Origin of the sequence: Variovorax sp. OK605, assembly GCF_900115445.1 — a bacterium.
Lineage (GTDB): Bacteria > Pseudomonadota > Gammaproteobacteria > Burkholderiales > Burkholderiaceae_C > Variovorax.
The window spans coordinates 215,231-234,666 of record NZ_FOWL01000005.1; the positions used below are offsets into that span (position 1 = coordinate 215,231).

The window sequence follows — 19,436 nt, forward strand, 5'->3', positions numbered from 1 at the left end:
GCTTCCCGAGGCCGGGTTTCGCCCGCCGGGGCGAGACCCGGCCCCCGCCCTCCGCAAGGAGAGCAGCAATGAATCTCTCCAAGCCGTTCGTCCGCCGCCCCATAGGCACGGTACTGCTCACGATAGGTGTGGCTCTCGCGGGCATAGCCGCATTCTTCGTCCTGCCGGTCTCCCCACTTCCCCAGGTCGACTACCCCGTCATCTCGGTCAGAGCATCGATCCCTGGCGCAAGCCCGGAAACGATGGCCACCAGCGTCGCCACCCCCCTGGAGCGGCACCTGGGCACCATCGCCGGCGTCAACGAGATGACGTCCACCAGCTCCGTCGGCTCCGCCCGCGTCACGCTGCAGTTCGACCTGAGCCGCAACATCGACGGCGCCGCGAGAGAAGTGCAGGCCGCGATCAACGCCAGCCGCGTCGACCTGCCGGCCACGCTGCGAAGCAACCCGACCTACCGCAAGGCCAACCCCGCGGCGTCGCCGGTGATCATCCTGGCGCTCACGTCCAAGACCAAGACGCCGGGCCAGATCTACGACGCGGTGTCGAACATCGTGAGCCAGCGCCTGTCGCAGGTCGACGGCGTGGGCGACGTGGAAATCGGCGGCGGCTCGCTGCCGGCCGTGCGCGTCGAGCTGCTGCCGTTCGCGCTCAACCGCTACGGCATCAGCACCGACGACGTGCGCGCCGCCATCCAGGCCTCCAACGCCAACCGGCCCAAGGGCACGGTGCAGGGCGATGGGCGCAAGCTGCAGATCTACACGCAGACGCCGGCGCTGCGCGCGAGCGACTACGCCTCGATGGTCATCGCCTGGCGCAACGGCGCGGCGGTGCGGCTGCAGGACGTGGCCGAGGTGCTCGACGGCGTGGAGGACACGCGCACGCTTGGCCTGTTCAACGGCGAGCCCGCGATCATCGTGCTCATCACGCGCCAGCCCTCGGCCAACATCATCGAGACGGTGGACAGCGTGCGCGCGCTGCTGCCCGAGCTGCAGGCGCAGCTGCCGCCCGACGTCACGCTGCAGGTGGCCTCGGACAGCACCAACTCCATCCGCGGCTCGCTGCGCGAGGTCGAGCTGACGCTGGTCATTTCCGTCATCCTGGTGGTGCTGGTGGTCAGCCTGTTCCTGCGCAGCGTGCGCGCGACCATCGTGCCGGCCGTGGCCACGGTGGCGGCGCTGCTGGGCACCTTCGGGGTCATGTACCTGCTGGGCTTCAGCCTCAACAACCTGAGCCTGATGGCGCTCACGGTGGCCACGGGCTTCGTGGTGGACGACGCCATCGTGGTGCTGGAGAACACCAGCCGGCACATCGATTCGGGCATGACGCGCATGAAGGCGGCGCTGCTCGGCGCGAAGGAGGTGGGCTTCACCGTGCTGTCGATCAGCGTGTCGCTGGTGGCGGTGTTCATTCCGTTGCTGTTCATGGGCGGCCAGGTGGGCCGGCTGTTCCGCGAGTTCGCGGTGACGCTGTCGGCCGCGGTGATGATCTCGCTCGTCATCTCGCTGACCACCACGCCCATGATGTGCGCGTGGATGCTCAAGCCCGGCGGCGAGCACGACAAGAGCAAGCCGCAGGGCCGGTTCGGCCGCATGGCCGCGCGCAGCTACGACTGGGTGCTCAAGCGCTACGAGACCAGCCTGGACTGGGCGCTCGACAGCAAGGGCCTGGTCATGCTGATCCTGGTGGCGGTGGTGGGGCTGAACGTGTACCTGTTCACCGCCGCGCCCAAGGGCTTCTTCCCGCAGCAGGACAGCGGGCAGCTCAACGGCGGCCTGCGCGCCGACCAGAGCATCTCGTCGCAGGCGCTGGCCGCCAAGCTGCGCCAGGTGGTGGACATCATCCGCAAGGACGAGGCGGTCGACACCGTGGTGGGCTTCACCGGCGCGGGCCGGGCCGGAGGCGGCTTCATGTTCGTCAACCTCAAGCCCGCCAACCAGCGCAAGGACAGCGGCATGGCCGTCATCGCGCGGCTGCGTCCGCAGCTCAACGAGGTGACGGGCCTGCGCGTGTTCCTGGGCACGGTGCAGGACGTGCGCTCGGGCGGGCGCGCGAGCAACTCCACCTACCAGTACACGCTGAAGAGCGACAGCCTGGCCGACCTGCGCACCTGGGCCGTGAAGCTGTCCGACGAACTGAAGCTGCAGCCGGTGCTGACCGACATCGACACCGACCAGGACCAGAACGGCGTGGAGACGGTGGCCAAGATCGACCCCGACAGCGCGCGGCGGCTGGGCCTCACCTCGACCTCGATCGACAACGCGCTGTACAACGCCTTCGGCCAGCGGCAGGTGGCGACCATCTACACCGAGCTGAACCAGTACCACGTGGTGATGGAATGGGCGCCGCGCTACACGCGCAGCCCCAACGCGCTGCGCGACATCTACGTGCCGGCCACCAGGACCTCGGTGGTGGCGGGGCAGACGGTGACGACGCAGGTGGCGGCATCGACCGCGACGGCGTCGACATCGTCTTCGTCGAGCAGCTCGAGCGCCGCCGTGCCCGTGTCGGCCAACCCGGCGCTGCGCAACGCCTCGTCGGGCAACGTGCTGAGCAACACGGCCACCAACCTGGTGCCGCTGTCGGCGGTCGCGAAGTTCGAGGAGCAATCGGTGGCCACCTCGGTGAGCCACGAAGACGGCGAGCTGGCCACCACCATCTCGTTCAACCTCGCCGAAGGCGCCAACCTGGGCGACGCGCGCGAGGCTATCGCCAAGGCCGAGGCCAACATCGCCATGCCCACCAACGTGCGCGGCGCGTTCGCGGGCACGGCGGCCAGCGCGCAGCAGTCGCAGGGCCAGCAGGTCATGCTGATCGCGGCGGCGCTGCTGGTCATCTACATCGTGCTGGGCATCCTGTACGAGAGCCTGGTGCACCCGATCACCGTGCTGTCGACGCTGCCGTCGGCCGGCGTGGGCGCGGTGCTGGCGCTGCTGATGTTCCGCATGGAGTTCTCGATCATTGCGCTGATCGGCGTGTTCCTGCTGATCGGCATCGTGAAGAAGAACGCCATCCTGATCATCGACTTCGCGCTGGAGGCCGAGCGCTCGCGCGGGCTCACGCCGCTGGAGGCGGTGCGCGAGGCCTGCCTGCTGCGCTTTCGCCCGATCCTGATGACCACGCTGGCCGCCGCGCTGGGCGCGCTGCCGCTGGCCATCGGTTTCGGCGAGGGCGCCGAGCTGCGCCGGCCGCTGGGCGTGGCCATCATCGGCGGGCTGATCGCGAGCCAGCTGCTCACGCTGCTGACCACGCCGGTGGTCTACCTGCTGCTCGACAAGCTGCGTCGCCGCGGCAGGAATGAACAAGAACTGAGCCGTGCAACGCCGGTCTGAGAACAACACTGCCATGAACGCACTGCTTTCCACCTCCCGCTTTTCACTCTCGGCGCTCGCGCTGGCCGCGGTGCTTGCCGGCTGCGCCGTCGGGCCGCGCTACGAGCGGCCCGCCACCGCCGCCTCCGCCTCCGCCGCGTGGAAAGAGCAGAAGACCGCCGAAGGCTGGCTGCCGGCCGCGCCGGCCGATGCGCTGGACCGTGGCGAATGGTGGAAGCTGTTCGGCGACGCCACGCTCGACGAGCTCGCCGGCCGCGTGCAGGTGTCGAACCAGAACATCGCCGCGGCGGTGGCCAACTACACGCAGGCCCAGGCGCTGGTGCGCGGCGAGCGCGCGGCGCTGTTCCCGTCGGTGTCGTTCGACGGCACCGGCAAGCGCACGGGCACGGTGGGCGGCAACGGCACGGCCAGCCCGTCGAACGCGTTCGGCGCGTCGCTGGGCGCCAGTTGGACGCCCGACGTGTGGGGCCGCCTGCGCGAAGCCGTGAGCAGCGCGCAGGCCAGTGCGCAGGCGAGCGAGGCCGACCTGGCCGCGGCGCGCCTGTCGGCCATCGGCGAGCTGGCGACCAACTACTTCTCGCTGCGCGAGGCCGATGCCGAGATCGTGCTGCTGGACGAAACCATCCAGGGCTACCAGCGCGCCTTCGAGATCACGAGCAACCGCTATGCGGCAGGCATCTCGGCGCAGACCGACGTGCTGCAGGCGCAGACCCAACTGGTGAACGCCAAGGCCGAGCGCGTGGGCCTGCAGCGCACGCGCGCCACCTACGAGCACGCGATTGCCACGCTGCTGGGCGTGGCGCCGGCCGACTTCAGCCTGCAGGCCGCGCGCTGGACGCCGGTGGTGCCGGGCGTGCCGCTGGGCGTGCCGTCGACGCTGCTGCAGCGCCGGCCCGACATCGCGGCGGCCGAGCGCACGGTGGCGTCGGCCAATGCGCAGATCGGCATTGCGCGCGCGGCCTACTTTCCCAACATCAACCTCACGGCGTCGGTCGGCAGCAACGCGAGCCGCGTGAAGGATTTGTTCGGCTCGGCCAACTCGCTGTGGTCGCTGGGCTTCTCGGTGGCGCAGGTGGTGTTCGACGCGGGTGCGATCGCCGCCAACGTCGACTCGGCCAAGGCCGGCTACGAGTCGAGCGTGGCGCGTTACCGCCAGACCGTGCTCACCGCCTTCCAGGCCGTGGAGGACCAGCTCACCGCGAGCGCCACGCTGGCCGAACAGGAAGGCCTGCGGCGCGAGGCTTCGGCGGCCGCGGACAAGACCGAGCAGCAACTGCTCAACCGCTACCGTGCGGCGCAGGTGAGCTACACCGACGTGGTCACGGCGCAGGCTGCCGCGCTCAGTGCGCGGCGCACGCTGGTGCAGTTGCAGGTCAACCGCCAGACCACCGCCATCGCGTTGATCCAGGCGATGGGCGGTGGCTGGCAGGCGGGGTGGATGGGGGGCAGCATCAACGCGGACCAGGCCACCGCACCCCGCGCGCAGTGATCGGCTGATCTTGCGGACGAGCCCCACATGGGGCTCATCCTTTCAGCCGAGGCGCGCGGCGCCCCGGCTTTCTGGTGTCACGGCGCATCGGTGGTCAATGCGCCGGACGATCGATCGCGTGGCCCAGGTAGTCCTTGTCGGTCACCAGCACCCACAGCGCGAGCACCAGGATCACCGCGGCCACAAGAACCGCGTTGACCAGTGCGGACTCGATCCCGCGGAAGCCGACCACCCAGGGAGAAATCGCGAGCCAGGCGGCCAGCGCGATCTCGGTCCACTCTTCCCACTGTCGAGGCACGAAGGTCGCACCCAGTGCCACGGCGCCGAGCAGGATGCCCGTTGCCACCATGGTCCACATGGCGGGCGTCATGTCCGAAAAGCCCAGAACCCAGGGCGAGACGATCAGCCAGGCGCCGGCGACGGCGTTGACGGGGTCTTGCCAATGCTTCACTTGCTTCATGGTCATTACCTCCTGTCGCGACAAGGCGCCGCGACAGAGGTTCGACTCCAGGTTCCGTGCAAGGGTTCCGTGGCCGGGGTCGTGGCTTTCCCGAACCGGGGATGACGCAGGGATGTCCGGAAATGGTCGCGGAAGAGGCACCGGGCCGCGAGGCGGGCGCGCGTCATGCGTGCCGCACAAGCTGGGCCCGTCGGATCCCAGGGAAGCGTGGCGCCCAAACCATCGGAAAACATGCGGATCGGCATGTTGGAGATGTGCAACTGAAAGTTGACAACTGTTAACAACAGTTAAGAAATTTTGCGTATTTATCCAAAAACTGCCGTTTATGCGCTCTTTACGGAAATTGGGTATATCAAGTAACGATACGCCGCCGTACCATCCGCGCGGCCACTTCCCTGGTGGCCCCCAGTTTCCAACCTTCGATGACCCCCCCAGATCCTTCCCGGACACGTGCGTTGTCCGTGGCCGAGACGTTGCGCAACCGCATCTTCGACGGCGTCTTTGCTCCCGGTTCACACCTGATGGAGATCGCGCTCGCCAATGAGCTCGGCGTGTCGCGCACGCCTGTGCGCGGCGCCATGGCGCGGCTGGCCGACGAAGGACTGCTGGTCTACGTGCCCAACAAGGGGTTCCAGGTGCGCCGCTTCAACGCCAAGGACGTGTTCGACGCCTTCAGCGTGCGCGCCAACCTGGAGGCCATGGCCTGCCGGCTCATTGCCGAGCGCGGCCTGGACACCGAGTCGCAGGATGGCCTGCAGGCCATGATGGACGCGCAGCGCGAGCTGCTGCAAAACGAATGGGACGACGAACGCGCGCTGTGCTGGCACGACCAGAACGTGGCGTTCCACGACAAGGTGATGGTGCTGGCGGACAACCGCTGGCTGGCCGAGGCGGTGCACCGCGCGCGGCAGCTGCCGATCATCTTCGACAGCAACCTGCGCCCGCACAACCGCGACGCGTCCATGCTGCTGTTCCGCCGCGAGCAGGCGCAGCTGGCCTTCGAGGACCACTGCCGCCTGGTCGATGCGCTGGTCCGGCGCGACGCCGGCGAGGCCGAGGCCCTGATGCGCGAGCACATCACGTCCAACCGCGACCTGCTGGTGCTGCACCTGCGCAAGAACGCCGAGCGCATCCGCACGACGGCCTGAGCCGAATCGTCTCGAGGGCCTTGGCTACCCGCCCCGCGCCGGCGGCGGCGCCAGGTACGCCCCTGACTCGAACAGCTGCGCCTCCGCCTGGTCGATGCGCTTCACCACCGGCTTGCCGGCCCGGCTGGCGAGCAGCTCGACCAGCGCTTCCGTCAGCGCCACGCCCGCCGCCACCGACGGAAAGAACGAGGGGCTGTGGATGGTGAACAGCAGCGTCTCGTCCGCCAGCAGCGACAGCGGCGAGGTCACGCTGTCGGTGATGGCCACGATGCGGCAGCCGGCCGCCTTGGCCGCCTGCGTCACCTGAAGCGCCTCGCGCGAGTAGGGCGCGAAGCTGGCCACCACCAGTGCGTCGCCCTTGGCGAAGGCGCGTTGCTGCATTTCCAGCGAGCCGCCCTGGCCGTCGACCAGGTGCACGCTGGTGCGGAAGATGCGGTACACGTAGACGAACGAGAAGGCGATCGGAAAGCAGGCGCGAAAGCCCGCGGCATGCACCGCCGGCGCCTTCTCGATGAGCGCGCAGGCCTTCTGCAGCGCCTGCTCGCTCTGCTGGTGCGTGGCCTCGAGGTTGCGGCGCTGCACCTCGAACATCTCGCCGGTCAGGCTCTGGTCCCTGGCGCGGCCGACGAGCTGCTTGGCGCGCCCGCCGTAGGTCTCCGAGCCCAGGCCCATGTCGGCCGCGAAGGCCTCCTTGAGCTGCGGCCAGCCGTCGAAACCCAGGTGCTGGGCGAAGCGCACCAGCGTGGCCGGCGTGCTCTGCGAAAGCGTGCCCACGTTGCGCATCGAGCCGGTGACCACCTCGTTGGGGTGGTCGAGCACGTAGCGCGCCACCTGCTGCAGCGCGGGGCTCAGTTCGTTGAAACGCTGGCGGATCTGGTCTCGGGCGCCCATGGCGGTGTCTCTCTTCGGCTGTCGTTGGAACAAATGTACCGGACGCAATTTGCCGGAAAAGTTGACGGAACAAATGTTCCAAACAATAATTCGGTCGAAACGTTAGTTCCAATCCCAAGCTCAAGCCAGGCCGAGCCTTCCACCGCCATGACGCACGTCTTCCACCGCCACCTTCGCCAGACCCCGCCCGTTGCCGCCGGCTCCCACGGCATGTACATCCGCGACGCCGAAGGCCGCGAATACCTCGACGCCTCGGGCGGTGCGGCCGTGTCCTCGCTCGGCCACGCGCACCCCGAGGTCATGGCCGCCATGCACGCGCAGATCGACAAGCTGGCCTACGCCCACACCAGCTTCTTCACCAGCGAGGTGGCCGAGCAACTGGCCGACGAGATGATCGGCTCCGCGCCCGAAGGCATGCGCCACGTCTACCTGGTCAGCGGCGGCTCCGAAGCGGTGGAGTCGGCGCTGAAGATGGCGCGCCAGTACTTCGTCGAAATCGGCCAGCCGCAACGCACGCACTTCATCGCGCGCCGCCAGAGCTACCACGGCAACACGCTGGGCGCGCTGGCGGTGGGCGGCAACGCGTGGCGGCGCGAGCCCTTCGCGCCGATCCTGGTGCCGGCCACGCACGTGTCGCCGTGCTATCCGTACCGTGAACAGCGCGCGGACGAGAGCGCAGAGCTCTACGGCCTGCGGCTGGCGGACGAGCTCGAGGTGGCCATCCTCGCGCAGGGTGCCGACCGCGTGATCGCCTTCGTGGCCGAGACGGTGGGCGGCGCCACCGCCGGCGTGCTCACGCCCGTGCCGGGCTACTTCAAGGCGGTGCGCGCGGTGTGCGACAAGTACGGCGTGCTGCTCATCCTCGACGAGGTGATGTGCGGCATGGGCCGCACCGGCTCGCTGCACGCCTGCGAGCAGGAAGGCGTGGTGCCCGACCTGATCACCGTCGCCAAGGGCCTGGGCGGCGGCTACCAGCCGGTGGGCGCGGTGCTGGCGCAGCGCCGCATCGTCGAGGCGATGTCGAAGGGCAGCGGCTTCTTCCAGCACGGCCACACCTACCTCGGCCACCCGATGGCCTGCGCCGCGGCGCTCGCGGTGCAGCAGGTGATCCGGCGCGACGGGCTGGTGGCCAAGGTGCGCGAAGACGGCGTGGCCTTCGGCGCGATGCTGGCCGAGGCGCTGGGCGCGCATCCGCACGTGGGCGACATTCGCGGGCGCGGCTTCTTCTGGGGCGTCGAGCTGGTGGCCGACCGCGCCAGCAAGGCGCCGTTCGATCCGGCGCTGAAGCTCCACGCCACCCTCAAGAAAGACGCGATGGCGCGCGGCCTGCTGTGCTACCCCTTCGGCGGCACGGTCGACGGCCGCCAGGGCGACCACGTGCTGCTGGCGCCGCCGTTCATCGCGACGCGCGACGACCTGCGCCTGATCGCCGCGCGCCTTGCCGAATCGATCGATGCGGTGACGCGCGCCGCCGCGCGCTGAGCGCACGTTTTCCTTCCGCCTTTCTTTCGCGTCCCTTCCCCTCCACCGTCCTTCACAGGAGCGTTCCATGCCCAAGCCACGTCCGTTGTTTTCGTCTGTCGCCGCCGCGCTCGCCGTGGCCTTCGCGGTGCTGCTGCCGCACGCCGCGCAAGCGCAGGAAGGCGACACGCTCGCCAGGATCAAGGCCAGCGGCGCCATCACCTTCGGCTACCGCGAGTCGTCGTTCGGCTTCTCGTACCTCGACGGCAACCTCAAGCCCGTGGGCTACAGCATCGAGATCTGCAACCGCATCGTCGAGGCGGTGAAGAGCGAGCTGAAGATGCCGGCCATCGAGATCAAGTACCAGGCCGTCACCTCGGCCAACCGCATGCCGCTGGTGCAGAACGGCACGGTCGACATCGAGTGCGGCTCCACCACCAACCTGGTCGACCGGCAGAAGCAGGTGGCGTTCTCGCCGGACATCTTCCGCTACAACGTGCGCATGCTGGTGAAGGCCGATTCGGGCATCAAGGGCATCGCCGACCTGCAGGGCAAGACGGTGGCCACCACCACCGGCACCACCTCGTTCCGCCTGCTGCGCGAGGCCGACCGCGGCCGCAGCCTCGACGTGACCAACCTCGCGGGCAAGGACCACAGCGACTCGTTCCTGCTGGTGGAAAGCGGCCGCGCGCAGGCCTTCGTGCTCGACGACATCCTGCTGGCCGGACAGCTCGCGAACGCGCGCAACCCGAAGGACTTCGTCATCACCGGCGAGAGCCTGCGCACCGAGAACCAGTCGCTCATGTTCCGCAAGGACGACCCGGCCTTCAAGGCGCTGGTCGATCGTGTGGTGTCGGGCATGATGAAGTCGGGCGAGATGGAAAAGCTGTACACCAGGTGGTTCATGTCGCCCATTCCGCCGAAGGGCATCAACATCAACTACCCGCTCAATGCCGAGACGAAGGACGCGTTCGCGAACCCGTCGTCCAAGGGCATCTGAACGCCTGACGCCTGTTGCAAAACCATGACCCGCATTGCCCTGATCCACGCACTGTCGCACTCGGTCGCGCCCATCAACGACGCCTTCGCGCGCGACTGGCCCGAGGTGCAGCGCATGAACCTGCTCGACGACAGTCTCTCGGCCGATCTCGCGCGCAACGGCAAGGGGCTCGACGACACGATGCACGAGCGCTTCCAGCGGCTCGCGCAGTACGCGGTCGACACGGGCGCGCAGGGCATTCTCTTCACCTGCTCGGCCTTCGGGCCATGCATCGAAGCGGTGGCGCGGCGGCATGCGGGCATCGCGGTGCTCAAGCCGAACGAAGCCATGGTCGAAGAGGTGGCGCAGGGGCAGGGCCGGCTGGGGCTCATCGCCACCTTCGCGCCCACGCTGGCGTCGATGCCGCCGGAGTTTCCCGATGGCACCGCGCTCGAACTGGCGCTGGCCGAAGGCGCGCTCGACGCGCTCAATGCCGGCGACACGCAGCGCCACGACACGCTCATCGCCGCGCAGGCAGCGGCATTGCGCGAGCGCGGTTGCACGCGCATCGCGCTGGCGCAGTTCAGCATGGCACGGGCCCGTGCCGCGTGCGAGGCCGCCAGCGGGTTGCCGGTGCTGACCACGGTCGACAGCGCGGTGCGCGCGCTGCGCCGCCGCACGGCGTCGCACTGACACTTGCGCCAGCGCTTCAGCGTGCCCGCGTGTTCTCGATGATGGCGAACAGCGCCGTGATCGCGATCTGCGCCGCGTCGCTGCGCCCCAGGTCGCGCGTGCGCGCGGTCTCGCGGTCGGTGGCCTGCAGGCCGCGCGACAGGCGGCGGTACAGGTCGGCCGACGGCATCGTCGCCGAGGTGCCGAGCGCGTCGCAGTAGGTGTCGGTCAGCACGGTGGTGAGCGCTTCGCTCTGCGCGTTCGACAGCTTCATGGCATCGCCCGGGAACACCGCGGCGATGCAGTGCATCAGGTAGGCCTGCGTTTCCAGCGAGAACGACTGCTGCCGCACATAGCACTCGACCGCGCCCCAGAACATCGGCTCGGAGGTGCGGCGCCAGCTTTCGAGCACCTTGCGCGCCTTGGCCACCAGGTCGGCATGCGTGTCGCCCGGCTCGCTGGGCCGCAGCGCCAGGCCTTGCAAGGTGAGCGCCACGTCGGGGCCCGAGGCGCCGAGAAGGAAGCTCCAGAACTTCCAGCGCGCGTACCACTTCTTGTCGTGCGCCGGGTCGAGCGGCTCGAGCAGCCAGAAGTCGATGCTCTGCACCGCGTCCGTGCGCTGTTCGGCCGTGCCGCCGTCGCCGAGGTCGAGCAGCGGCATGCCCGACTGCATGCGGTCGGCCGCGATGTGGCCCTGCGCGACGATGCCCGCGCACGAGCCGCAACGCTCGATGTCGAGCAGGCGCTGCATGAGCTGGCGCAGCTCGTGGGCCGAGGCACCGGTGGCCTGGGCCACGCGCCGCACCGAGTCGCATTGCTCGCGCTCGATGTCGTGCACGTTCTTGCGCCGGTCCTCGCCGTGGTCGGCGGCGGTCGAGACGTGCTCTTCGAGTCCGTTCCCGGGGATGAACGTTCGCATTCCAGACTCCTGCGCGCGCGGACGCCCGCGCAAGTCCGACTGTGTATCGGCGCGATACATCCGAACATCACCAGAACTGGGTATCTTGTGCCCGGCGGCACATGGGCCCGCACATGGGCCCGCACCTGAACGCGACCTGACCGGTGCCCTCGCGATAATTGCCGCTCTTTCAAGGAGTACGCGTGGACATCGTTTTGCTGGTCAAGGCCGCCATCATGGGCATCGTGGAGGGGCTGACCGAATTTCTTCCCATCTCTTCCACAGGCCATCTGATTCTTGCGGGCTCGCTGCTCGGCGGCTTCGGCGACGACCGGGGCAAGGTCTTCGAGATCGCCATCCAGACCGGCGCGATCTTCGCGGTGATCCTGGTGTACTGGCAGAAGATCCGCTCGACCGTGGTGGCGCTGCCGCGCCAGCCGAAGGCACAGCGCCTGGCGCTGAACATCTTCATCGGCTTCCTGCCGGCGGTGGTGCTGGGCCTGCTGTTCGGCAAGGTCATCAAGGCGCACCTGTTCATTCCGACCGTGGTGGCCAGCACCTTCATCATCGGCGGCTTCATCATCCTGTGGGCCGAGAAGCGTCCGCCCGGCTCGGTGCGCGTCGAGCACGTGGACGACATGACGCCCTGGGACGCGCTCAAGGTGGGCCTGGTGCAGTGCTTCGCCATGATCCCCGGCACCAGCCGCAGCGGCTCGACCATCATCGGCGGCATGCTGCTGGGCCTGTCGCGCCAGGCGGCGACCGACTTCTCGTTCTTCCTGGCCATTCCCACGCTGATCGGCGCGGGCGTGTACAGCGTCTACAAGGAGCGCGCGGCGCTGTCGATGGCCGACCTGCCGCTGTTCGCGGTGGGCCTGGTGTTCTCGTTCATCAGCGCGTGGCTGTGCGTGCGCTGGCTGCTGCGCTACATCAGCAGCCACAGCTTCGTGCCCTTCGCCTGGTACCGCATCGCCTTCGGCATCGTGGTGCTGGCGACCGCGTGGAGCGGCGTGGTGGTCTGGGCCGACTGACGTCCCATCCGCCGGTTGGGACCCCGAGGTCCCGATGAGCCCTCAGGCCGCGGCGCCCAGCAGGGTGCTCGCGGCCCGGGCCTCGCGCCGCACGGCCGTGGCGATGGGGCCGTCCACCGCCGGGTCGAAGCCGCCGGTGGCGCCCAGCGCGGTGATCACCGCGCTCACGCGGCCCGCATAGTCGTACACCGGCGCCGCCACGGCGCTGATGCCGCGCAGGTAGGTGTCCTTCACGCTGGCGCAGCCGGCCTGGCGCACCTCGCGGCGCAATTCACCGATCGGGTCTTTCGCGTCGAGCTGCGCGCGCATGTCGGGCGTGGCGTCGCCCAGCTCCTGCTCGGCCAGCGCCAGCACGCGCGACTCGTCGAGCAGGCCCAGGAAGGCCCGGCCCGTGGCCGACCACAGCATCGACATCACCGAGCCGACGCGCACGTTCACCGTCACCGGCAGGCCCGGTTCCTCGAAACGCACGATGGTCGGGCCCTTGTTGCCCATCACCGCGACGAAGCACGTCACCTCCAACGACTCGCGCAGGCGGATCAGGCAGGGCTCGGCCGCGCGGATCGGGTCGGCCTGGCGCATCGCGGCCAGCCCGATCTGGATGGCCTCGGTGCCCAGGTAGTAGTGCTGCGAGGCGGCGTCCTGCAGCACCAGGCCTTCTTCCATCAGGCTGGCGAGGTAGCGGTGCACCTTGGCCGGGCTTTCCGAGACATGGGCCGACAGCGCCGTGAGGCTGCTGCGCCCGCCCAGGTGCGCCAGCCCCTTGAGCACGGCCATGCCGGTTTCGGCGGCCTGCACGCGCTGGCGGCGTTCACGGGCGGGGGAGGGGGTGGGTTCCGGCGATGAGGTCATGTCGGGTGGATGTTAGGGGGTCGGCGCAAGCGGCCGGGCGGCTCGGCCTGACCGGGTAAACCCGTGGCCATTGAATTACGCAATGCGTATGATAATTACGCAATACACAATATCCTCCCCGGAGACACCCCATGAAGAAGCAGATCGCCCGCGGCCTAGCCGTTCTTTCCTTCGCTGCCGTGGCGAGCGCCAGTGCCGGCGCGCAGACCTTCCCCGCCAAGCCCATCCGCTGGATCGTTCCGTACGCGGCGGGCGGCGGCTCCGACTTCCTGGCGCGCACCGTCGCGCAGACGCTGTCCACGCAGGTGAGCCAGCCGGTGCTGGTCGACAACAAGCCCGGCGGCAACACCGCGCTGGCCGCCGCCGAGACCGCGCGTGCGCCGGCCGACGGCTACACCGTGCTGTCGGCCGACAACGGCACGCTGGTGTTCAACCCCGCGCTGTACAAGTCGCTGAGCTACAGCCCCACCAAGGACCTCACGCCCGTCACGCTGATGGGCAAGTTCCCCATGATCCTGGTGGTGGGCACCAACTCGGGCTTCAACACGGCCAAGGACTTCATCGCGCAGGCGCGCGCCAAGCCGGGCGGCATCAACTACGCCTCGGCCGGCGCGGGCAGCCCGCACCACCTGGCGATGGAACTGCTGAAGGTGGAGGCCAAGCTCTTCATGGTCCACGTGCCGTACCGTGGCGCGGCGCCCGCGCTGGCCGACGTGGTCGGCGGACAGCTGCCGGCCATGATGGTCGACCTGGCGGCCGGCTCCGGCTTCATCAAGGGCGGCAAGGTGCGCGCGCTGGCGGTGGCCAACCCCACCCGCCTGCCGCAGCTGCCCGACGTGCCCACCTTCGCCGAGCTCGGCTACAAGAACGTCGAGGCCGCCGCGCTGGTCGGCGTGGTGGTGCCCTCGGCCACGCCGCCCGAGGTGGTGAAGACGCTCAACCGCCAGCTGGTCGCGGCCATCAACGAGCCTTCGGTGCGCACGCGCATGATCGACTTCGGCGTGGAGCCCGTGGGCAACACGCCCGCGCAATACACCGAGCTGCTCAAGAACGAAACGGTGCGCTGGCACAAGCTGATCCGCGACCTCAAGATCACGCTCGACTGAAGCCGCACGCCATGCCAGACACCGCACACCCCGCGCCCGCGCAGCGCACTTCCGGCTGCCCCGTCGCGCACGGCGCGCTGTCTGCCGAGCGCACGCCCACCGGCTGCCCCGTGAGCATGCGTGCCGCCGAGTTCGATCCCTTCGAGGACGGCTACCAGCAGGACCCGCCCGAGTACGTGCGCTGGGCGCGCGAGCAGGAGCCGATCTTCTACAGCCCCAAGCTGGGCTACTGGGTGATCACGCGCTACGCCGACATCAAGGCGGTGTTCCGCGACAACATCACCTTCAGCCCGTCGAACGCGCTGGAGAAGATCACGCCCACCGGCGACGAAGCCAACGCGGTGCTGGCCTCCTACGGCTTCGCGCTGAACCGCACGCTGGTCAACGAAGACGAGCCGGCCCACATGCCGCGGCGCCGCGCGCTCATGGACCCGTTCACGCCCGAGGCGCTGAAGCACCATGAGCCGATGGTGCGCGAGCTCGCGCGCAGCTATGTCGACCGCTTCATCGACGACGGCCGCGCCGACCTGGTCGACCAGATGCTGTGGGAAATCCCGCTGACGGTGGCGCTGCACTTCCTCGGCGTGCCCGAGGAAGACATGGACACGCTGCGCAAGTACTCCATTGCGCACACCGTCAACACCTGGGGCCGCCCCAGGCCCGAGGAGCAGGTGGCCGTGGCGCATGCGGTCGGCAACTTCTGGCAGTACGCGGGCAAGGTGCTCGACAAGATGCGCCAGGACCCCGACGCGCCCGGCTGGATGCAGTACGGCATCCGCAAGCAGGCGCTGCACCCCGAGGTGGTGACCGACTCGTACCTGCACTCGATGATGATGGCCGGCATCGTGGCCGCGCACGAGACCACGGCCAACGCTACCGCCAATGCCATGAAGCTGCTGCTGCAGCACCCGCAGGTGTGGCGCGAGCTGTGCGAAGACCCGGGGCTCATTCCCAACGCGGTGGAAGAGTGCCTGCGCCACAACGGCTCGGTGGCCGCGTGGCGCCGCCTCGTCACCAGCGACACGCAGGTGGGCGGCGTCGACCTGCCCGCGGGCTCGCGCCTGCTGATCGTGACCTCGTCGGCCAACCACGACGAGGGGCACTTCGAGGATGCCGACCTGTTCGACATCCGCCGCGACAACGCCAGCGACCACCTGACCTTCGGCTACGGCTCGCACCAGTGCATGGGCAAGAACCTGGCGCGCATGGAGATGCAGATCTTCCTGGAGGAGTTCACGCGCCGCATGCCGCACATGCGGCTGTCGCAGCAGCGCTTCACCTACGTGCCCAACACCTCGTTCCGCGGGCCCGAGCACCTGCTGGTCGAGTGGGACCCGGCGGCGAACCCCGAGCGCACGAACAAGGGCCTGCGCGACGTGCAGGTGCCCGTTCGCATCGGCGAGCCGTCGGCGCAGGCCATTGCGCGGCCGGTGGTGGTGGAGCGCGTGACGCCGGTGGCCGACGGCATCGTCAAGCTGCGCCTGGCGTCGCTCGACGGCAAGCCGCTGCCGCGCTGGACGCCCGGCGCGCACATCGACGTGGAGTGCGGCACGAGCGAACTCTCGCGCCAGTACTCGCTGTGCGGCGACCCCGACGAGGCGGGCGTGTTCGAGATTGCCGTGCTGCACGAGCCCGAAGGGCGCGGCGGCTCGGCGTGGGTGCATGCCAACGCGAAGGCCGGCGACCGGCTGCGCATTCGCGGGCCGCGCAACCACTTCCGGCTCGACGAGACGCTGCAGAAGGCGATCTTCATCGCCGGCGGCATCGGCATCACGCCGGTGAGCGCGATGGCGCGCCGCGCCAAGGCGCTGGGCATCGACTACGAGCTGCACTACAGCGGCCGCAGCCGCGCCAGCATGGCTTTCGTGGACGAGCTGGCCGCGCTGCACGGCGAGCGCCTGCACGTGCACGCCGCCGACGAAGGCCGCCGCAACGACCTGCGGGCGCTGCTCGCGCAGCCCGTGCCCGGCGCGCAGGTGTACGCCTGCGGCCCGCTGCGCATGCTCGAGGCGCTCGAGGGCTGCTGCGCCGCGTGGCCCGAAGGCGCGTTGCGCGTGGAGCACTTCGAATCGACGCTGGCCACGCTCGACCCGTCGAAGGAACAGGCCTTCGAGGTCGAGCTGAAGGATTCGGGCCTCGTGCTCACCGTGCCGCCCGGCCAGACATTGCTGTCGGCCCTGCGCGCCGCGAACGTCGACGTGCAGAGCGATTGCGAAGAGGGCCTGTGCGGCTCGTGCGAGGTGCGCGTGCTGGCCGGCAAGGTCGACCACCGCGACGTGGTGCTCACGCGCAGCGAGCGCGATGCCAACACCAAGATGATGACCTGCTGCTCGCGCGCCTGCGAAGGCGGGCGGCTGGTGCTGGAGCTGTAGCCGCGGCCGCCGCTGCGGGCCTCGCGGCCGGGTGACCGGGCGGCTAGGTGGCGAGCGGCATCCGCAGCGCCACCTGCGTTTCGCCGGGGCGGGAGTGCAGTTGCAGCTCGCCCCCGAGGCGGCGCGCCCGCGCGCGCAGGTTGCGCAGGCCGGCGCCGCTGGTGTTTCCAGTGCTCCTCGTGCTTCCTGTGTCGTCGACCACAAAACCGCGTCCGTCGTCGCGCACGCTCAGCTGCAGTTCGGCGCCCGTGCGCGCCACGGTCACGTCCACGCGCTGGCTGCCGCTGTGCTTGAGCACGTTGGTCAGCGCCTCCTGCAGGAAGCGCATCAGGTCGAGGCTTTGCGAGGGCGGCAGTTCGAGCGTGTCGATGTCGGTCACCTTCCAGCGGCAATCGATGCCGTTGGCGTCGAGCAGCTGCGCGCTGCGGTGGCGCATCGGCGCCAGCAGCTCGCCCAGCGCGCGCGCGCCGTCGTCGCGGCCGGTGGCGTCGATGATCAGCCGCAGGTCGTCGCGCAGGCGCTTGAGCATGGCCAGCAGCTCGGGCGCGCCGAGGTTGCCGGGCTGGCGCTCCAGCGTCGCGATGCTGCCCACCAGCATGCCGCCCAGGCCGTCGTGCAGGTCGCTCACCAGGTTCACGCGTTCGCCGATGCGCGCATGCGCAAGCTCCAGCGCATGCTGCTGCGCCAGCGTGGCGGCCAGCTCGGCCTTGGCTGCGTTCACTTCCTCGATCAGCTCGGTGTTGAAGTTCTCGATGCGCCGCAGGCTCTGCGCGAAGCGCGCCGCCTGCGTGAGCGCCATGCCCAGCAGCAGCACGTACGACGACATGTTGGTGTAGTAGAGGTTGCTGTCGATCACCTGCGTGAACACCAGCAGGTCGTGCGCGCCCGTTGCCGCCGACAGCGCCATGAAGGGTGCGATGAAGCGCAGCGGACTGCCGCGGTGGCGCAGGGCATGCACGATGGCCGTGCTGTTCACCACGATGACGGTGAGCCCGCCCGCCAGCGTCCACACCGCGCGGTGCGCGGCCAGCGTGGAGAGCGGCGCCAGCCACAGGTCGAGCACGCCGGCCACCGCCACCAACAGCGCCGCGCCTTCCAGCCGCGGCAGGCGGCGCCCGCCGTAGCGCAGCACGAAGACCATGTAGGCCACGCTGAACACCAGCAGCAGCGAGGTGTTGAGCGCCTGCCAGGCGTGGTTGGTGCCGAACGGCCAGGGGCTGGTTGCCACCTGGTTGCAGGCGAACAGCAGCCACAGCACCGACATGGCCGCGAACCAGCCGTAGGCCGTCTCGCGCCGGCGCAGCCACCACCACGCCGCGAAGAAGGCCGAGACCGCGGCGCTGACCGCCAGGCCCAGCACCTGCAGGTCGCGGCGCACCAGCTGCTCGCGCTCGTAGCGCGCCTGCATCGCCGCCGGTTCGCCGAGCTCCACCGGCCCCAGCCCGGCCTGGTAGGCCGCCAGGCCCGACACGCGCACCAGCAGCGTGTTGGTGCCCGGCCGCAGCAGCGGCGGCGCCAGCAGCCAATAGCGCGGCGTGTTCCAGGCGCGCGTGAGCGGCTCGACCAGGCTCGGGTCGCGCGAGATCGTCGTGCCGTTGAGCGACACCTCGCCGGCCATGTTGAGGTAGTTCAGCAGCAGGCCGGTTTCGCGCAGCTGCGCGGGCTGCTGCCAGGTCAGCCGGTACCAGACCACGCCGTCGAAGCCGGGCCAGCGCGTGGCCCAGCTGTCGGGCAGGGTGACGGGTGTCCAGCCTTCGCTGGGCGGCGCCGTGTCGTGCCAGCCGGCGGCGCGCACGGCTTCGACCTGCAGCGGTGCCGCGGCGGCCGCACCGGTGGTGGCCGCGAGCAGAAGAAAAAGGGAGAGGAGCGCCCCGATCAGCGCAGCAAGCCGTGCCGCCGCGCCTGGAAGACGGCCTCGGTGCGCGAGTTCACGGCCAGCTTGCGGTAGATGTTCTTGGTATGGCATTCCACGGTCAGTCTGGAGATCGAGAGCGACTCGGCCATCTCGCGGTTGCTCAGCCCGTGCGAGACGAGCTCGAGGATCTTGTGTTCGCGCGGCGTGAGGGCGCTTGGCGGGGCGGCGGGCTGGGGGGCCCCAGGCGCTTCGGGCCCGCCCGCCACCGCGGCGGCGTCGCCCGGCTCGCTCGGCGCCGGCGGCGCGGCAAGCTGTGTCTGGGTCGTGGCCAGCCACGACAGGATGCGCCGCGCAATGGTCGGGTCGATCGGCGCGCCGCCTTGCTCGATGCTGCGCAGCGCGATGCTCAGCTCCAGGTCGTCGCGCTCCTTCAGCAGGTAGCCGATGGCGCCCGCGCGCAGCGCCGCGAAGATGATTTCCTCGGTGCGCCAGGCCGAGATCACCACCGCCGGCACGCGCGGGCAGTGCGCCTGCATCCAGCCGATGAGCTCCAGGCCGCTGCCGTCCGACAACCCGATGTCGACCAGCACCACGCCGTAGTTGCGCTCCCCGAGCAGCTGCTGCGCCCCGGCAACGCTGTCGGTCACCGCGATGCGGTCCTCGTCGCAGCCCAGCGTGGACAGCACGTAGCGCAGCCGCTCCTGCATTGCCGGATCGTCCTCGACGACCAGGGCAGGAGACAGCAGCACGGGCTCGGCGCCGTCGATCAGGGAAGAGGACATGAAGCGGATTTTTCGGCTAACGAAGCAGGACAGCCAGAACGTATTTACTTATTTTCAAGGATTGTTGCCAAGTATTGCCGGTTGTATCCCCTGGCCCTCCTGAGGCCGTGG

Annotated in this window: 15 protein-coding genes; 9 read left to right on the plus strand and 6 right to left on the minus strand. The window is 69.5% G+C overall.

Translation table 11 applies throughout. The features are described from left to right. The first annotated feature begins 68 nt into the window (after window positions 1–68). A complete protein-coding gene (locus BM013_RS15300; RefSeq protein WP_093128421.1) occupies window positions 69–3,329 on the plus strand; it encodes an efflux RND transporter permease subunit in 3,261 nt (1,086 codons plus the stop codon). A gap of 13 nt (window positions 3,330–3,342) precedes the next feature. After that, a complete protein-coding gene (locus BM013_RS15305) occupies window positions 3,343–4,818 on the plus strand; it encodes an efflux transporter outer membrane subunit (protein WP_093128423.1) in 1,476 nt (491 codons plus the stop codon). 94 nt (window positions 4,819–4,912) lie between these two features. On the opposite strand, the gene BM013_RS15310 is transcribed toward BM013_RS15305, so the two are convergent. Next, window positions 4,913–5,278 (minus strand): SPW repeat protein, encoded by a 366-nt coding sequence (locus BM013_RS15310; protein ID WP_093128725.1) that lies wholly within the window; start codon window positions 5,276–5,278, stop codon window positions 4,913–4,915. 461 nt (window positions 5,279–5,739) lie between these two features. Between BM013_RS15310 and BM013_RS15315 the strand changes: the two genes are divergently transcribed. Continuing rightward, window positions 5,740–6,426 carry a GntR family transcriptional regulator gene (locus BM013_RS15315; RefSeq protein WP_177225477.1) on the plus strand — a complete coding sequence of 229 codons (687 nt, stop codon included), beginning with the start codon at window positions 5,740–5,742 and terminating at the stop codon, window positions 6,424–6,426. Between the two features lie 24 nt (window positions 6,427–6,450). On the opposite strand, the gene BM013_RS15320 is transcribed toward BM013_RS15315, so the two are convergent. Beyond that, entirely contained in the window at window positions 6,451–7,317 is an 867-nt protein-coding gene (locus tag BM013_RS15320; protein WP_093128427.1) for a MurR/RpiR family transcriptional regulator, read from the minus strand. A gap of 147 nt (window positions 7,318–7,464) precedes the next feature. Between BM013_RS15320 and BM013_RS15325 the strand changes: the two genes are divergently transcribed. The 3 genes from BM013_RS15325 (at window position 7,465) to BM013_RS15335 (ending at window position 10,450) form a co-directional block, all read left to right on the plus strand. Continuing rightward, complete coding sequence (locus BM013_RS15325) at window positions 7,465–8,799, plus strand: aspartate aminotransferase family protein (RefSeq protein ID WP_093128429.1); 1,335 nt, start codon at window positions 7,465–7,467, stop codon at window positions 8,797–8,799. A gap of 67 nt (window positions 8,800–8,866) precedes the next feature. Further along, on the plus strand, window positions 8,867–9,778 hold the full coding sequence (locus tag BM013_RS15330) for a transporter substrate-binding domain-containing protein (RefSeq protein WP_093128431.1): 912 nt from the start codon (window positions 8,867–8,869) through the stop codon (window positions 9,776–9,778). A 24-nt stretch (window positions 9,779–9,802) separates the two neighbouring features. Continuing rightward, on the plus strand, window positions 9,803–10,450 hold the full coding sequence (locus BM013_RS15335) for an aspartate/glutamate racemase family protein (RefSeq protein WP_093128432.1): 648 nt from the start codon (window positions 9,803–9,805) through the stop codon (window positions 10,448–10,450). Window positions 10,451–10,466: 16 nt separating this feature from the next. On the opposite strand, the gene BM013_RS15340 is transcribed toward BM013_RS15335, so the two are convergent. Then, complete coding sequence (locus BM013_RS15340; protein ID WP_093128434.1) at window positions 10,467–11,348, minus strand: hypothetical protein; 882 nt, start codon at window positions 11,346–11,348, stop codon at window positions 10,467–10,469. 182 nt (window positions 11,349–11,530) lie between these two features. Here BM013_RS15340 and BM013_RS15345 point away from each other — a divergent pair, with 182 nt between their 5' ends. Next, entirely contained in the window at window positions 11,531–12,358 is an 828-nt protein-coding gene (locus BM013_RS15345) for an undecaprenyl-diphosphate phosphatase (RefSeq protein WP_093128436.1), read from the plus strand. Between the two features lie 42 nt (window positions 12,359–12,400). On the opposite strand, the gene BM013_RS15350 is transcribed toward BM013_RS15345, so the two are convergent. Next, window positions 12,401–13,210: an IclR family transcriptional regulator gene (locus BM013_RS15350; RefSeq protein ID WP_093128438.1), complete on the minus strand. Its 810-nt coding sequence runs from the start codon at window positions 13,208–13,210 to the stop codon at window positions 12,401–12,403. A 131-nt stretch (window positions 13,211–13,341) separates the two neighbouring features. On the opposite strand from BM013_RS15350, the gene BM013_RS15355 reads away from it, so the two are divergent. Further along, the gene (locus tag BM013_RS15355) at window positions 13,342–14,316 is read left to right on the plus strand and encodes a Bug family tripartite tricarboxylate transporter substrate binding protein (protein WP_093128439.1); all 975 of its coding nucleotides are present in this window, start codon (window positions 13,342–13,344) and stop codon (window positions 14,314–14,316) included. A gap of 11 nt (window positions 14,317–14,327) precedes the next feature. After that, entirely contained in the window at window positions 14,328–16,688 is a 2,361-nt protein-coding gene (locus tag BM013_RS15360) for a cytochrome P450/oxidoreductase (RefSeq protein ID WP_093128440.1), read from the plus strand. A gap of 43 nt (window positions 16,689–16,731) precedes the next feature. Here the strand turns inward: BM013_RS15360 and BM013_RS15365 are convergent, their stop codons facing one another. Both BM013_RS15365 and BM013_RS15370 read right to left on the minus strand, forming a co-directional pair. Continuing rightward, window positions 16,732–18,654 (minus strand): sensor histidine kinase, encoded by a 1,923-nt coding sequence (locus tag BM013_RS15365; protein WP_093128441.1) that lies wholly within the window; start codon window positions 18,652–18,654, stop codon window positions 16,732–16,734. Next, window positions 18,564–19,325: a response regulator transcription factor gene (locus tag BM013_RS15370; protein WP_093128442.1), complete on the minus strand. Its 762-nt coding sequence runs from the start codon at window positions 19,323–19,325 to the stop codon at window positions 18,564–18,566. The genes BM013_RS15365 and BM013_RS15370 overlap by 91 nt, the downstream gene beginning before the upstream one ends. Between the last annotated feature and the right edge of the window lie 111 nt (window positions 19,326–19,436).

What these genes read in the sequence shown, in the direction of transcription:
- BM013_RS15300 (WP_093128421.1), top strand. Translation starts at nt 69, where the DNA reads ATGAATCTCTCCAAGCCGTTCGTCCGCCGCCCCATAGGCACGGTACTG.
- BM013_RS15305 (WP_093128423.1), top strand. Translation starts at nt 3,343, where the DNA reads ATGAACGCACTGCTTTCCACCTCCCGCTTTTCACTCTCGGCGCTCGCG.
- BM013_RS15310 (WP_093128725.1), bottom strand. Translation starts at nt 5,278, where the DNA reads ATGAAGCAAGTGAAGCATTGGCAAGACCCCGTCAACGCCGTCGCCGGC.
- BM013_RS15320 (WP_093128427.1), bottom strand. Translation starts at nt 7,317, where the DNA reads ATGGGCGCCCGAGACCAGATCCGCCAGCGTTTCAACGAACTGAGCCCC.
- BM013_RS15325 (WP_093128429.1), top strand. Translation starts at nt 7,465, where the DNA reads ATGACGCACGTCTTCCACCGCCACCTTCGCCAGACCCCGCCCGTTGCC.
- BM013_RS15330 (WP_093128431.1), top strand. Translation starts at nt 8,867, where the DNA reads ATGCCCAAGCCACGTCCGTTGTTTTCGTCTGTCGCCGCCGCGCTCGCC.
- BM013_RS15335 (WP_093128432.1), top strand. Translation starts at nt 9,803, where the DNA reads ATGACCCGCATTGCCCTGATCCACGCACTGTCGCACTCGGTCGCGCCC.
- BM013_RS15340 (WP_093128434.1), bottom strand. Translation starts at nt 11,348, where the DNA reads ATGCGAACGTTCATCCCCGGGAACGGACTCGAAGAGCACGTCTCGACC.
- BM013_RS15350 (WP_093128438.1), bottom strand. Translation starts at nt 13,210, where the DNA reads ATGACCTCATCGCCGGAACCCACCCCCTCCCCCGCCCGTGAACGCCGC.
- BM013_RS15355 (WP_093128439.1), top strand. Translation starts at nt 13,342, where the DNA reads ATGAAGAAGCAGATCGCCCGCGGCCTAGCCGTTCTTTCCTTCGCTGCC.
- BM013_RS15360 (WP_093128440.1), top strand. Translation starts at nt 14,328, where the DNA reads ATGCCAGACACCGCACACCCCGCGCCCGCGCAGCGCACTTCCGGCTGC.
- BM013_RS15365 (WP_093128441.1), bottom strand. Translation starts at nt 18,654, where the DNA reads ATGCCATACCAAGAACATCTACCGCAAGCTGGCCGTGAACTCGCGCAC.
- BM013_RS15370 (WP_093128442.1), bottom strand. Translation starts at nt 19,325, where the DNA reads ATGTCCTCTTCCCTGATCGACGGCGCCGAGCCCGTGCTGCTGTCTCCT.